The 13,793-nt window shown below is 66.7% G+C and carries 13 protein-coding genes; 6 read left to right on the forward strand and 7 right to left on the reverse strand.

Annotated features, from left to right (window positions below; all coding sequences use genetic code 11):
- Window positions 1-21: 21 nt before the first annotated feature.
- The 5 genes from KHO41_RS15040 (at window position 22) to KHO41_RS15060 (ending at window position 4,830) form a co-directional block, all read left to right on the forward strand.
- On the forward strand, window positions 22-915 hold the full coding sequence (locus tag KHO41_RS15040) for an AAA family ATPase (RefSeq protein ID WP_211954079.1): 894 nt from the start codon (window positions 22-24) through the stop codon (window positions 913-915).
- Complete coding sequence (locus KHO41_RS15045; protein ID WP_211954080.1) at window positions 909-2,111, forward strand: vWA domain-containing protein; 1,203 nt, start codon at window positions 909-911, stop codon at window positions 2,109-2,111. The genes KHO41_RS15040 and KHO41_RS15045 overlap by 7 nt, the downstream gene beginning before the upstream one ends.
- The gene (locus tag KHO41_RS15050) at window positions 2,108-3,163 is read left to right on the forward strand and encodes an XdhC family protein (RefSeq protein WP_211954081.1); all 1,056 of its coding nucleotides are present in this window, start codon (window positions 2,108-2,110) and stop codon (window positions 3,161-3,163) included. The genes KHO41_RS15045 and KHO41_RS15050 overlap by 4 nt, the downstream gene beginning before the upstream one ends.
- Complete coding sequence (locus KHO41_RS15055; protein WP_211954082.1) at window positions 3,160-3,822, forward strand: nucleotidyltransferase family protein; 663 nt, start codon at window positions 3,160-3,162, stop codon at window positions 3,820-3,822. The genes KHO41_RS15050 and KHO41_RS15055 overlap by 4 nt, the downstream gene beginning before the upstream one ends.
- A gap of 96 nt (window positions 3,823-3,918) precedes the next feature.
- Entirely contained in the window at window positions 3,919-4,830 is a 912-nt protein-coding gene (locus KHO41_RS15060) for an adenylate/guanylate cyclase domain-containing protein (protein WP_211954083.1), read from the forward strand.
- A gap of 3 nt (window positions 4,831-4,833) precedes the next feature.
- On the opposite strand, the gene KHO41_RS15065 is transcribed toward KHO41_RS15060, so the two are convergent.
- From KHO41_RS15065 to KHO41_RS15085, 5 genes are all read right to left on the reverse strand, one after another.
- Window positions 4,834-6,021, reverse strand: a complete 1,188-nt coding sequence (locus tag KHO41_RS15065; RefSeq protein ID WP_244873852.1) for a polysaccharide pyruvyl transferase family protein — start codon at window positions 6,019-6,021, stop codon at window positions 4,834-4,836.
- Between the two features lie 7 nt (window positions 6,022-6,028).
- Entirely contained in the window at window positions 6,029-6,751 is a 723-nt protein-coding gene (locus tag KHO41_RS15070; protein WP_211954085.1) for a YoaK family protein, read from the reverse strand.
- An 82-nt stretch (window positions 6,752-6,833) separates the two neighbouring features.
- Complete coding sequence (locus tag KHO41_RS15075; RefSeq protein WP_211954199.1) at window positions 6,834-7,127, reverse strand: XapX domain-containing protein; 294 nt, start codon at window positions 7,125-7,127, stop codon at window positions 6,834-6,836.
- 58 nt (window positions 7,128-7,185) lie between these two features.
- Complete coding sequence (locus KHO41_RS15080) at window positions 7,186-9,054, reverse strand: amidohydrolase (RefSeq protein WP_211954086.1); 1,869 nt, start codon at window positions 9,052-9,054, stop codon at window positions 7,186-7,188.
- 104 nt (window positions 9,055-9,158) lie between these two features.
- Window positions 9,159-9,845, reverse strand: coding sequence for a hydrolase (locus tag KHO41_RS15085; protein ID WP_211954087.1), 687 nt, complete (start codon window positions 9,843-9,845; stop codon window positions 9,159-9,161).
- A gap of 435 nt (window positions 9,846-10,280) precedes the next feature.
- On the opposite strand from KHO41_RS15085, the gene KHO41_RS15090 reads away from it, so the two are divergent.
- The gene (locus tag KHO41_RS15090) at window positions 10,281-10,715 is read left to right on the forward strand and encodes a DoxX family protein (protein ID WP_211954088.1); all 435 of its coding nucleotides are present in this window, start codon (window positions 10,281-10,283) and stop codon (window positions 10,713-10,715) included.
- A gap of 88 nt (window positions 10,716-10,803) precedes the next feature.
- Here the strand turns inward: KHO41_RS15090 and KHO41_RS15095 are convergent, their stop codons facing one another.
- Window positions 10,804-11,724: a LysR family transcriptional regulator gene (locus tag KHO41_RS15095; protein ID WP_211954089.1), complete on the reverse strand. Its 921-nt coding sequence runs from the start codon at window positions 11,722-11,724 to the stop codon at window positions 10,804-10,806.
- A gap of 138 nt (window positions 11,725-11,862) precedes the next feature.
- Window positions 11,863-13,329 (reverse strand): MFS transporter, encoded by a 1,467-nt coding sequence (locus KHO41_RS15100; RefSeq protein WP_211954200.1) that lies wholly within the window; start codon window positions 13,327-13,329, stop codon window positions 11,863-11,865.
- Between the last annotated feature and the right edge of the window lie 464 nt (window positions 13,330-13,793).

Here is a 13,793-nt window from a genome sequence, read left to right on the forward strand (position 1 = left end):
GCACCGGGCGGGGACCGCGCCATGTCCGCCGACCGCATGCCAGACGTGGCCGATCTCCAGCGGCGGCTGGACGAGCATGGCTATATCGCCGAACGCAGTCTGGCGGCGACGCTGCTGCTGGCGCTCGAAATGCGCCGGCCGCTGCTGCTCGAAGGCGAGGCGGGCGTGGGCAAGACGGAGGTCGGCAAGGCGCTTGCACGGTTGCTCGACACGCGTTTGATCCGCCTGCAATGTTATGAGGGGCTGGACGCGCATGCCGCGATGTACGAATGGAACTACCAGCGCCAGCTCCTTGCGATCAAGCTGCTTGAGCAAGATGCGCGGCCGTTGCCCGAGAAGGAGCACGACATCTTCTCCGAACGCTACCTGCTGCAGCGCCCGCTGCTGGAGGCCATCACCTGCGTGCCGGCGGCGGTGCTGCTGATCGACGAGATCGACCGCACCGATGAGGCGTTCGAGGCCTACCTGCTGGAACTGCTGTCCGATTTTCAGATGTCGATTCCGGAACTCGGCGTGATCCGTGCAGCCGAGCGGCCATACGTCGTGCTGACATCCAACGGTACGCGCGAGATCTCCGACGCGCTGCGGCGGCGCTGCCTGTACCACTACATCGACTATCCGGACTTCGACAAGGAACTGCGTATCGTCCGCACACAGGTGCCTGACGCCGCGGACGGGCTTGCGCGGCAGGTCGTGGAATTCGTGCAGTCCGTGCGCAAGCTCGACTTGCAGAAGAAGCCCGGCGTCGCGGAGACGCTGGACTGGATCGCCGCCTTGCTGCGGCTCGGCGTGCGCGCGCTCGACGCGCAGGGCGCGGACGCGATCCTCGACACGCTGTCGGCGCTCGTGAAAACACGCGAGGATCGCGCCGGCCTGACGCGTCCTGTCGTGGAAAGGCTGGCGGCATCATGCTGAGCCCGGGCGCCAGTGCCGCTGCGGCACCTGCTGAAGCCGGCCTCGATGCGATGTTGCTCGCTCGTTATGCCGGCTTTGCCGGCTGGCTGCGCGAGAACGGTTTCCATGTCGGCAGCGCGGATGTTGCCGACGCGCTGCAAGTCGCGCTGCGCATGGGCCAGCTCAACAGCCGGCTGCTGTGCTGGAGCCTGCGCGCGCTGCTGTGCACGCGTGCCGAGGAATGGCGGCGCTTCGACGATCTGTTCGACAGCTATTTCCGCGTGCCCAACCGGCGGGCGATGGTGCAGTCGCACGCGAGTGGGGCCGGGCGCATGGAACGCGATGCCGGCGCTTCGGCTCCTCAAGACGGAGGCACGCCACTGGGTCCGGCGGACAGCGCCAATGATGACCGCGTGGTCCCGCCCGGCGGCATGGCTGGCGAAGGTGCCACGCAGCACGCGTCGCCCGAGTATGCGGACCTGCGCCATCTCAATCGTGCGGACGACCTGGCCGCACTCGACGAGGCCGTGCGGCGATTCGCGCAGCGCTTGCGCGCGATCCGGGTGCGCCGTGAGCGTAGCGCGGCACAAGGGCGCAGGGTCGACCTGGGCGCCACCATCCGGCGCAGCGTATCGTCGGGCGGCGTGCCTTTGGAACTGGCGTGGCGGCAGAAGCGGCGCGTGCAGCCACGGCTGGTGCTGCTGCTGGACGTCAGCCGTTCGATGAGTCCGTACGCGTTCTTCTTCCTGCGGCTCGCGCGCGTGCTCGGCGCGCGCGTGGCCGATGTGCATGCGTTCGTGTTCCACACGCGGCTGGTCCATGTGGCGCAGGCGCTGCGCGACCCCGACCCGTGGCGTTCGCAGGAGCGGCTGGCGTTGCTGTCCGAAGGCTGGGCCGGTGGCACGCGCATCGGCGACAGCCTGGCTGATTTCAACCAGCGCCACGCGGCCGCGTTGCTGCATTCGCGCACGGCCACGGTCATCGTCAGCGACGGCTATGACGCCGGCGACCCGGTCGTGCTGCGGCAGGCGCTGGCACGCGTGCGTCGGCGCTGCCGGTGCCTGGTGTGGCTGAACCCGCTGGCCGGCCGCCCCGGCTACGCGCCGACCAGCGCCGGCATGTCCGCGGCGTTGCCCTACCTGGACCTGTTTGCGGGCGTGCGCGACCTGGCGAGCCTCGAACGGGTGCTGCCGCAAATCCTGAGCGTACTGCAATGAATACCGATACCGACTTCCTGCTGCAACGCGAGCAATGGCTGATTCACGCCGCGCAACCGTTCGCCGTGGCCACGGTGATTCGCGCGCAGCCGCCGACTTCCGCCTGGGTTGGCGCCCAGGCGCTGATCGAGGCAGACGGCACGCTGCATGGCTGGATCGGCGGCGGCTGTTCGCGCGAGATCGTCATCCAGGCCGCGCTCGAATCGATCCGCAGCGGCAGCCCGCGCCTCGTGCGCATCAGCAACGCGCCGACGCCGCAACCGCCGCCCGATGTGGAAGACCATGCGATGCCATGCGCCAGCAACGGCGCGCTGGAACTGTTCGTGCAACCCACGCTGCCGGCGCCACTGGTACTGGTAATGGGGGCTACGCCAACGGCGCTGGAAGCGTGCGTGCTTGCCCAGCGTGTGGGACTGCGCGTGGCTGCGGCGGCACCGGCGAGTGCGCCGCTGCAGCAGCTTGGCCTGACGCGTGTGATCACGGGCTACGACCAGGCGGCCATCGCGGACCTGGCGCCGCGGCTGGTGCTGGTCGCCACGCAGGGTGACGGCGACGAGCCGGCACTGGAAGCCGCGCTGGCCAGCCCCGCCGCAGCGGTGCTGCTGGTTGCCAGCGCGCGCAAGGCGGAAAAGCTGCGCGAAGCGATGGTGGCCTGCGGCGTGCCGCCTGCCCGGCTGGAAGCACTGCATGCGCCAGCCGGCCCCGCCATCCACGCTCGCACGCCCGAGGAAATTGCGCTGGGCGCGGTCGCCGGACTGGTGGCATTGCGGCGGAGCCTGGAAACGCCGGCCGGCAGCCCGGCAGATGCCGTGCCGCCGGTGCCGCCCTGTGAAGCGCTAGGCGCGCCACGCCAGGACGCGGACGAGGCCGTCGGCATCTACCGGAACCCCGTCTGCGGCATGGCGATCGAACGGGCTGGTGCGCGGCACGTGATCGAGTACGGCGGCGAGCGGCACTATTTCTGCTGCGACGGCTGCAAGGCCGAGTTCGAGCGCGAGCCCGCAAAATACCTGGCCGTGCTCCATGCCCACGGCGAGAAGGCGCTGAGATGAGCCCGGACGACGCCACAGCGGCACCGCCTGCGCCGCCGGTGTTCTCGGCCGTGCTGCTCGCGGCAGGCCTGTCCACGCGGATGGGCGGGCCGCACAAACTGCTGATGGAAATCGGTGGCGAGCCCGTGGTGCGGCGTACCGCAGCCGCGCTGATTGACGCCGGCCCCGCGGAAATCGTCGTGGTCACCGGCCACAATCGCGAAGCCTTGCACGCTGTGCTGCACGGCTTGCCGCTCAGGTTCCGGTTCAATCCGCGTTACGGCGACGGCCAGATGACCTCCGTTGCGGCCGGGGTGGCGTCACTGTCGCTTCCGTGCGACATGGTGCTGGTCTGTCTGGCGGACCAGGTGCTGCTGACGTCGGCCGACTACCTTGAGGTCGTGCACGCGTTCGCCGCGCGGACGCACGGCTCCATCGTGGTGCCGCGGCATGCGGGCCAGCGCGGCAACCCGGTGGCCTTTGCCGCCTGGCACGCGCCGCAGGTGATCGGCGGCCACGTCAATCCCGGCTGCCGCCGCCTGATTGCGGACCATCCGGACGAGGTGTTTGTTCACGAAGCGGCGCACGCGCGCTTTACGACCGACCTTGACACCCCCGACGACTTCGCGCGGATCTCAGCCATGTTCGCCTCAGCACCTGCCCCTTGCCATTCAGGTTGAGGATCGCCGGTCGCGGTGCCAGAATTCCACCATTGCGCGATCGCGTGACAGCTATGAGGACGTGGCCAGCCGGAACGGAGGCGGGCCGGCGTACATATGGACCGAGAACCGCTTAATGAAGCGTCGCAAGGGTCGGTAGTGTTCGCCGATCTGAGCGGCAGCACGCGGCTGTACGAGGTGGCCGGCAACGCGGCGGCGATGGCCGCGGTCGCGCGATGCCTTGGCGTCATGCGGTCCTGTTCGCAGGATTGCGGCGGGCGTATCGTCAAGACCATCGGCGACGAGATCATGGTGGTGTTCCCGGCAGCGGAACGCGCACTGCAGGCCGCGCTCGATATGCAGCACGCGGTGGCCGAACTGCCGCCGGTGGCCGGTGTGCCGATGTCGATCCATATCGGCTTCCACCATGGCCCGGTGCTCTCCGATGTCTCGGGCGATGTGTTCGGCGATACCGTGAATCTAGCGGCGCGGCTGTGCAAGCTCGCATCGCGCGGCCAGATCATCACCAGCGCGGAATCCGTCGGGGACCTGCCCGACTGGCTGCGCCGGACGACGCGCTACCTGTACCCGATCCAGGTACGCGGCAGGGAGCAGCCGGTCGAACTGTTCGAGGCGATCTGGCAACAGGCGACCGACCTGACGCTGATCGACACCGAAAGCCCACGCACGGCCTGTTCGGTGTTTCTCACGTTGCGCTACCGCTCCGCGCTCGTGGAAATGAACCTCGCGTCCGCGCCGGTCACCATCGGCCGTGACAGCACCATGACGATCGTGGTGGCGGACCGGCGCGCGTCGCGATTCCAGGCCACAGTGGAGTCGCGCGCCGGGCGCTACGTGCTGGTCGACCGGAGTTCGAACGGTACGCACGTCACCATCGACGGGGAAGAGGGCTTCATCCTGCGCCGCGACGACGTCATGCTGCGCAGCCACGGCTGGATCACGTTCGGGCAGTCGATGGAAGGCGTCGACGAAGGCGTGGAATTCTTCGTGCGCGTCGAGCGCGTGTGACGGCTAGGCGCTTGCGCCAAACGCCTTGACCAGTTCCCGGGCGAATGCGTCGCGGTCTGCCTGTCCGGCGCCCATGGCTTCTGCCATGCCGGACGCAAGCGCAGCCGGCGGCACTGCCGCAGGCGCGCCGGCCGATCCCCACGTGCCGGCAAACGCGGCCTGCTTGCTCGACGCAAGCGATTGCCCGGGGCGCAGCAGGCCCACGCGCGGCAGCGCAAACGCGCTCGCGACGATGCTGCCGTGCAGGCTGCTGCCCGCGTAGCCGCGGCTATGGGCGACCAGCGCGCAGATATCCCACAGGTCCAGCGAGCAAAACACGACCACCGGCACGTTGCCCATGCGGGCTGCCAGCCGGCGGTAGACCGCCAGATCGTCATGCCACGGTGCGGCGCCCGCGCGGAACAGCACGATGCCAAGAGCCCATTCCCTGGCCATCCGTTCGAGCTGCCGTGCGAGTGCCGCCAGCGTCTCGTCATCGCCGAAGTCGGCGCTGCACTGCACCGCCAGGTATCCGCGCGGGCATGCGGAGATCACGCGGGCCACCTCGCCTTGCCGGGCGTGCCCGCGAATGCGCGGCGCAAATACATCGGCGACCATCACCGCAGGATCGGGCGCGAGATGGCAACTGACGCCAGCAGTTTCCAGAATGGTGCGGGTCTGGAGGTCGCGTACGCTGACGGACGTGGCGGCCTGCAGCTTGGCGACCACTTCGGCACGCATGGCTGGCTCGAGCCGGTCGAGGTCGATGCCGCCCACGGCGTGGTAGCGCACGCTGGCGACATTGGCAAACAGGCCTTTGGGCAACAGGTATGGTGCGAGATCGCCCAGGCCGAGTTGCGCGCTCGCCCAGGCAGCGCGCTGCGCCGGCTGCGCATCGAGCCGCGCGACTACCGCCGGAGCCTCGTTCGCCGGCAGCAGCATCACGGCGGCTTCCCATGCGCTGCAGGTCAGGATCTCCCCGCCCACATGGATGATGTCGACAGGCGTGTTGCCCAGGCTTGCAGCCACGCGCGCCAGCGCTTGTACCTTGTGGCCGCCTACCCTCGACAGGTCGCGATCCGCCAGGCCGCCATAATGCAGCGTACGGCCTTTCAGTGCGTGTGTGGCGATGTGCGCGAGCAGCAGATCGCCGAAGTTATGGCGGTCGAATGCGCCGAAGAGGATGGCGGGGCGATGTTCCTGCGCTTTCACAGCGCGCTCAGCTTGCCGCTGACGGCTGGCCGCGGCGCCAGGCCGGAATGCCGATGGCGATGAGCAGCACGGCCGGCAGCAGCACGCACCACACGGAAAGCGTGGCATAGCCGACCGCCCCGAGGATCGCGCCAAGCGCGAACGCGGCCAGCGCGGGCCCCATCTTGTGCAGCCGGCGCCGGATCGTCTCGCGCTGCGCGCCCGACGCGGACGGAAGGTCGACAAGGTCGATCACGATCTGCGTCGTATTGCCCGTCATGATGGTCGTTGGTCCCAGCTCCAGCAGTGATGTGCGTGACAGCGCGTTCTGAATGCCCATGGCCATGACGGCAAGCATGCCGGCCACGAGGGCGGCCGGCGCCGACGGATCGGTGACGGGCGCGGCATGCAGGCTCGCGGCCATGAACAACAGGAGCAGCACGGCTTCGGTCAGCAGCAGCGGTGCGACCGGAGAGCGGCCGGACTTGACGATGCGTACTTCGGCGACCCGGGTCGCCGCGACGGCCAGCACAAAGGCGGGCAGCGCCAGCAGCTTGGCGAGCAGGCCTGCCTCGTTGCCGGTGACATCGACGCCGATCATGATGAAGTTGCCTGTCACATGCGCTGTGAACAGGCCGAACAGCGAGACGAACCCGACGACATCGACATAGCCCGCGATAAACGCGAGGATGCAACCCGTGGCGGGGCCCGGTGCCGACGCGGCAAGATCGGGGCGCGGTGCGGTGCTCACTGCAGTCCCGGCGGCAGCGCAAGCCGCGCGTTAGACGTGCTGGCACATGCCGACCGGGATTGGCCTTTCTTGCGTCGCCAGATCATTGCCCGCCTTCCTTGCCACGCGCGGACAGCGTGACCCGTGGCTCGGTCGTGCCATCCGGCTTCGGCGGCGCGCCGGTGATCTTGGGCACGCACTCGCTGCGGAACCACGCCGCGGTCACAGGCTCGCCCGCCACGACGCGTTTCACCGTGGGCACGACCTGTTCGCCGATCAGCATGCCGAGCAGCCCGATCAGTGCGATGGCCGGTGGTGCGGGCGACCGTACCTGCAGCAGCGCATAAATGATGCCGACGAGGATCCCGGCGGCGAGAGAAACGATATAGACCTTCATCATTGGACTCCGGTTGGTTGATGCCGCGCCGGCGCGGCGTTCCGATGCGGGCGCGACGTCAGAACGCCCAGCACGAGCAGCCCATTGCGCCCCAGAACGAGCGCTCATCGGACACGGGCAGGCTGGCCGTCCACGCGTCCGCGTGCGCGTGGCCGTGCACGCCGCAGGCGCTGGCGCAACCGCAAGCGGTGTTCGCCATCGCGCGGGACTGTGCCTGTGGCCGCGGCTGGTAGCGGCTGCCGTGACGGGCCGGCGACCAGTCCGGCATCGGCGGCGGCAGTTCGGGCGCATGCCCGCCGAATTCCGCGTCGCCGTAGACCACCTTGCCACCGAGCACGGTCATGACCGAGGTGATGTCCTGGATCTCGTCGCCGGGGACCGTGAAGTAATCGTTCGACAGCACCGCCAGGTCCGCAAGCTGACCGACCGCCATCATGCCTTTCTTGCCTTCCTCGTTCGAGAACCACGTGTTGGCTTCGGTCCACAGCCGCAGCGCGGTCTCGCGGTCGAGCAGGTTGGCCTGTGGATACATCGACATGCCGCCCACCGTCTTGCCGGTCGTGAGCCAGTACAGCGACACCCACGGGTTGTAGGACGCGACGCGCGTGGCGTCAGTGCCTGCGCCGACCTTAACGCCGCGCTCAAGCATCTTCCTGATAGGCGGGGTGCGTTCGGCTGATTTTGCGCCATAGCGTTCGACGAAATACTCACCCTGGTAGGCCATGCGATGTTGCACCGCGATGCCGCCGCCAAGCGCCGCGATGCGGTCGATATTGCGGTCGCTGATGGTCTCGGCGTGGTCGAAGAACCAGTGCAGGCCGTCGAATGGCATGTCTCGCGCGACCTTCTCATACACATCGAGCGCACGCGAAATCGTCTCGTCGTAGGTCGCATGCAGGCGCCACGGCCAGCGGTTCTCGACGAGCAGCCGGATCACGGGCTCGAGGTCGCCTTCCATCGAGGGCGGCATCTCGGGCCGTTCGACGCGGAAGTCCTCGAAGTCGGCCGCGGTGTAGACCAGCATCTCGCCGGCGCCGTTGTGCCGGTACAGGTCGTCACCCTGGCCCGGCTTGACCTTGCCTGCCCACGTGCGGAAGTCGCTCAGTTCTTCCTTCGGCTTCTGCGTGAAAAGGTTGTACGCGAGACGCACCGTCAACTGGCCTTCCTGGTGCAACGCTTCGATGATGCTGTAGTCCTCGGGGTAGTTCTGGAAGCCGCCACCCGCATCGATCACGCCCGTCACGCCCAGGCGGTTCACCTCGCGCATGAAGTGCCGTGTCGAATTCTTCTGGTACTCGGGCGGCAGCTTTGGCCCCTTGGCCAGCGTGGCGTAGAGAATGGTGGCATTGGGCTTGGCCAGCAGAAGGCCGGTGGGGTTGCCGTTTGCGTCACGAATGATTTCGCCGCCGGGCGGGTTTGGCGTGTCTTTCGTGTAGCCGACCGCGCGCAATGCGGCGCCGTTCAGGATCGCGCGGTCATACAGATGCAGGATGAACACGGGCGTATCGGGCGCCGCCGCGTTGAGTTCCTCGATGGTTGGCAGGCGTTTCTCCGCGAACTGGTGTTCGGTGAAGCCGCCGACCACGCGCACCCACTGCGGGGCGGGCGTGCGCGCGACCTGGTCGCGCAGCATGCGCATGGCATCGGCCAGCGAGCGCACGCCGTCCCAGCGCAGTTCCATGTTGTAGTTCAGGCCGCCACGGATGATGTGCATGTGGCTGTCGATCAGCCCCGGAATGGCACGGCGGCCACCAAGATCAATCACGACCGTGCTGCTGGCGGCGGTCTGCATGATGTCCTGCTTCGTGCCGACGGCGGCAAACCTGCCATCGCGAATGGCGACTGCCTCGGCTTGCGGATTGGCCCGGTCCAGCGTGGTGAACTTGCCGTTGACGAGAATCAGATCCGGGGCGGTCGAAGCATTCATGGCGAAACTCCTGGAAGCGTTTGCATGGCAAGGTGACGGCTTGTGGCGGGCACAGCGGTCGCCGCTGCGCCCGCGATCCACTCACGTCAATGTGTCAGTGAGCGTCAGCGTGCGGGTACTGCCGGAACGGCTTCGTGCTGCGTCGACGTACGCTGCTTCGCCTTGTGCACCATCGTGTACGCGTAGTCGACGCCCATGCCATAGGCGCCCGAATGCTCCTTGACCAGCGCCATGACCGCGTCATAGGTATCGCGATGGGCCCAGTCGCGCTGCCATTCAAGCAGCACCTGCTGCCAGGTCACGGGCACCACGCCGGCCTGGACCATGCGCTGCATGGCATAGTCATGCGCCTCTTTCGACGTACCGCCGGACGCATCGGCCACCATGTAGATCTCGTAGTCGGCGTCGTGCATCGCGCTGAGCGCGAACGTGTTGTTGCAGACTTCCGTCCACAGGCCGGACACCACGACTTTCTTGCGGCCCGCAGCGGCCAGCGCGTCGCGCACCTTCTGGTCGTCCCACGAATTCATCGACGTACGCTCCAGCAGCTTCTGGTTCGGAAACACGTCGAGCAATTCGGGATACGTGAAGCCCGAGAAGCTTTCGGATTCCACGGTGGTGATCGTGGTCGGGATATTGAAGATCTTCGCGGCCTTGGCGAGTCCGATCACATTGTTCTTCAGGACCTGGCGGTCGATCGACTGGACACCGAATGCCATCTGCGGCTGATGGTCGATGAAGATCAGCTGACAGTTCTGCGGCGTCAGGACTTCTAGCTTCGGATTGCTCACGGTTTTCTCCTTGGACTGGAAAGACTGCCATACCTTCGCTGTCGCGTGCGGGCGCGCGACGGCATGGCGGCGTGGAACAACATTTCATGCGGCGATTGCCGCAGCGCCAACTGCGTGGGAAAGCATGTCACTGAGCACTTGCCGGCAATGCCAGGCGCGCTGCGAAAGTATAACGAGGCGGTCCGGCCCGGGATAACGGATTATTTCGAACAGACTATTCGAATAAGTGGATGAGCCTGGGGACGAATCCGTTATCCACGCCCCATAGCATTCTTGGCTATCGAATAGCGGCAGAGGTAGGACGATGTCGATGAAAAAAATAAAAACGCGAGTTAACTTCTTTATTCAAACGATCATGCACTAACATGAGTTCGCTTCGCCGGCCTTGCAGAAGGCTTGCAGCGGGGCACATCACTATCTCCGAGAGAGCAAGCAATGATCGAGCATGGCAGTCTGACTCGGCCGGCAGCGGAAGCCCGCGTGGCCCGCTTCGCAACTCCGGTGGTGCGCTGGGTGGCACTGCTGGGCCTGTGCGCGGCCTACCTGCAGGGCGGGTTGAACAAGGTGCTGGACTTCCCGGCGGCCATGGCCGAGATGCACCATTTCGGTCTTGCTCCGGCCGGCCCGCTGGCGGCGGCGACTATCGCGCTCGAACTCGGCGCCTCGGCGATGATCCTGGCCGGCTTCTACCGCTGGCTCGGCGCGCTTGGCCTGGCGGCTTTTACGTTGATGGCAACGTTCTTGGCGAACCGCTTCTGGGAAGTCTCTGGCGATGCTCGTTTCATGATGGAGAACGGCTTCTTCGAGCACCTCGGCCTGGTGGGGGGATTCCTGCTTGTCGCCTGGTACGACCTGCGGGACAGGGCCTAGTGGCCGCTGGTGCCGCCGACGCGCGCTGCCCGTCTTGTTCCGGTCCTGTCGCCCGGCTGGAAGGCGAGGCCCCGGTGGCCTTCGCCAGTCAGGCTGGCGCCTGAAGCCCCAGGCTCTGCCGCAGTGCGTTGGCGAGCGCCTCTTTGCGCTCGATCCACCAGCCGATCGCGCGGCCGGGATCCTTGCTGCGCCACGCAATATGCAAGGTCTGTGGCGGGCGCTCTTCGCCGAGCCGCCGCACGACGAGCCGCCCTGAGTCGATATGCGGCTGTGCGGCGCAGACCGGCAGGTAGCCGCATGCAAGGCCGGACAAGAGCACGGACACCTTCGCATCGAGTGTGGGCACGCTGATGTGTCGCTGGCCTTCCACCAGCGTGTGGAGCGGATCCGGCGCACTGTCCTGCGGCAGCCAGACTTCCACGAACTGGTGTTGCCATAGCACGGCGCAGTCGATGGGCTCCTCCGCTGCCGCGAGCGGGTGCTCCGGCGCGACGACGAAGACCGGCCTCGCGGTGCCGGCTGGCACCGTGAACAGCCCCTGTACCGCAGGGGGATCCCCGACCGCGCCAATCAACAGGTCAACGCTGTTGGTGGCGAGCGCCAACCAGTTGTTGCCCGGCAATTCCTGCGAGAACAACAGGCGCGTATAGCTGTTTTCCGCCTGGAATGCCGAGATGAACGGCAGGATGGCGTCAAACGGAACCAGCGCGTCGGTCGCAATCTTGAGTTCTGCCTCCCAGCCGGCCTCGGCGCGCCTGGCGCGTTCTTCGAGGTCGTACGCGGCGCGCAGCAAACGGCGGCCTTCGTCCAGCAGGACCTCGCCTGCCAGCGTCAGGCGCACGCGGTGCGCGCTGCGATCGAACACCGTGATGCCCAGGTCGCTTTCGAGCTTCTGCACGACATAGCTCAGCGACGACGGCGCCTTGTGCAGTTCCTTGCCGGCAAGCGCGAAAGTGCCACGACGCGCAATGGACTCGACTACCTGCAGCGCATCGAGCGTGATTCTCATTGTTGAATATAGGGTCGGTCGGTTTCTGGGATTTCGTCTTTATGAATAGACGCCTTTTCTATATTACCGCGTGAATTAAACAAAAGCTGTATGGCGTTACTTTTAAAAGGCGAAGTACGCAATATCTGCCGATTTCCGTCAGCCGGTTTCTTCGTGCCGGCCGCTTGCCAATGGCGGCGCGATTTCCTCGAGCGGCCGCCGCTCGGCGTCGATCCCATAGCGCAGCGCCAGCAGTCCGGCAATGATGACCAGCGCGGCCCCGAAGCCATAGCCTGCCGCGACCGCTTCACGGCTGCCGTGCTCGATCAGCGCGCCGAGCAAGACCGGTGCGATAAAGCCGCCAGTACCCGTTCCCACCGCATAGAAGATCGAGATCGCCAGCGCGCGCATTTCGAGCGGGAAGATCTCACTGGCCGTGAGGTACGCCGAACTGGCCGCGGCCGAGGCCAGGAAGAACACGGCCGACCAGCACAGCGCCTGCCCTGTGGCGTCGAGCCAGCCCTGCGTGAATGCCCAACCTGTCGCCGCCAGCCCGATGCCTGACAGCACGTAGGTGATGGCGATCATCCGGCGCCGGCCGACTGCGTCGAAGAGCGGCCCCAGCACCAGCGGGCCGGTGGCGTTGCCGAGCGCAAACGGGAACAGGTAGAGCGCCACGCGGCCGTCCGGCACGCCGTAGAAACGCGTGAGGACGAGCGCGTAGGTGAAGAAGATCGCGTTGTAGAAGAAGGCCTGCGCGAGCATGAGCGCGAGCGTGACCAGGCTGCGCTGGCGATAGCGCAGCACCAGCAGCCGCAGTACATCGCGCACGGATGGGCTAACTGCCGCATGGAACGCGCGGACGGACGGTGCGCGCGCCGCGGTCGGACGCGCCGGGTACACCTGCGCTTCGATATCGGCAATTACCTGCTCGGCTTCATCGAGCCTTCCATGCGTGGCCAGCCAGCGCGGGCTCTCGGGCACATGACGGCGCACCAGCATGATTGCAACGGCCAGTACCGCGCCCAGCGCAAAACATGCGCGCCAGCCCCACACGGGACCGAGCACGCGCGCGTCCAGCAGCAACAGACTCAGCCCCGCACCGAGCGCCGCGCCCAGCCAGAAGCTTCCATTGATAGCCAGGTTGACACGCCCGCGCACGCGCGCGGGTATCAGTTCGTCGATGGCGGAATTGATGGCCGCGTACTCGCCACCGATGCCCAGGCCCGTGAAGAACCGGCATACCGCGAACATGGCAAAGTCCGTCGAGAATGCAGTCGCCAGCGTCGCCATCATGTACACGAGCAGCGTAGCCAGGAACAGCCGCTTGCGGCCCAGCCGGTCCGCCATGCGGCCGAACACCAGTGCGCCGAGCACGGCGCCGCCCACATAGAGCGAACCGGTCCAGCCGACTTCGGTGGCACTGAGCGCCAGCGTGTCGCGCCGTTCGAGCACGGCGCCGACCGAGCCGACCAACGTGACCTCGAGTCCGTCGAGCACCCACGCAATGCCCAGTGCGAGCACCACGCGCCAGTGCCAGCGCGACCACGGCAGGCGGTCGAGCCTTGCGGGGATGTCGGTCTGGCGGTCGTGCGGGGGAGGGAAGGCGCTGCTTCTCGTCGAAATGTCGGGATCCGAAGCGGGGCCGCACGCGGGATCGTGCGGGTCGATGTGGTTCAGTATAGGCGGTGAGTTTGCGCCTTTTATTTCGGGGTGTTGTTCTTGGCAGGCGCTGCTGGTTCGCCGGCGTAGCCGGCGGGGGCTTCTTGTTCGAGCTGTGTCTGTCGCTCTTGGCAGGCGCCGCTGTTTCGCCGGCGTAGCCGGCGACCTCCTTTTGTCCGAGCGACAAAAGGAGGCAAAAGCGCGTTTACATGGTCAATCAAGGTCTCAATGCCGTTGTTGCATCAGAGGACCGCCGGACTGCCTGCCGCGTAGATGATTAGGATGGGACAGCGCGTACGAGCGAACCCGGATTACGGAGTGGTCCCTGCTAACAACGCCTTCACGGGGACGCCTTCGGCTGCGCTACGCGCGGCTTAGAGTAAGACCGCGAAGGTCTGACCCGAACGGCGCTCCAGTGAAGATGCCTT

Origin of the sequence: Cupriavidus numazuensis (genome assembly GCF_905397435.1) — a bacterium.
In the GTDB taxonomy this organism is placed as follows: domain Bacteria; phylum Pseudomonadota; class Gammaproteobacteria; order Burkholderiales; family Burkholderiaceae; genus Cupriavidus; species Cupriavidus numazuensis.

Bases quoted from the DNA above. Each gene is read 5' to 3' on its own strand.
- KHO41_RS15040 (WP_211954079.1), top strand. From the start codon at position 22: ATGTCCGCCGACCGCATGCCAGACGTGGCCGATCTCCAGCGGCGGCTG.
- KHO41_RS15045 (WP_211954080.1), top strand. From the start codon at position 909: ATGCTGAGCCCGGGCGCCAGTGCCGCTGCGGCACCTGCTGAAGCCGGC.
- KHO41_RS15050 (WP_211954081.1), top strand. From the start codon at position 2,108: ATGAATACCGATACCGACTTCCTGCTGCAACGCGAGCAATGGCTGATT.
- KHO41_RS15055 (WP_211954082.1), top strand. From the start codon at position 3,160: ATGAGCCCGGACGACGCCACAGCGGCACCGCCTGCGCCGCCGGTGTTC.
- KHO41_RS15060 (WP_211954083.1), top strand. From the start codon at position 3,919: ATGGACCGAGAACCGCTTAATGAAGCGTCGCAAGGGTCGGTAGTGTTC.
- KHO41_RS15075 (WP_211954199.1), bottom strand. From the start codon at position 7,127: ATGAAGGTCTATATCGTTTCTCTCGCCGCCGGGATCCTCGTCGGCATC.
- KHO41_RS15080 (WP_211954086.1), bottom strand. From the start codon at position 9,054: ATGAATGCTTCGACCGCCCCGGATCTGATTCTCGTCAACGGCAAGTTC.
- KHO41_RS15090 (WP_211954088.1), top strand. From the start codon at position 10,281: ATGATCGAGCATGGCAGTCTGACTCGGCCGGCAGCGGAAGCCCGCGTG.
- KHO41_RS15095 (WP_211954089.1), bottom strand. From the start codon at position 11,724: ATGAGAATCACGCTCGATGCGCTGCAGGTAGTCGAGTCCATTGCGCGT.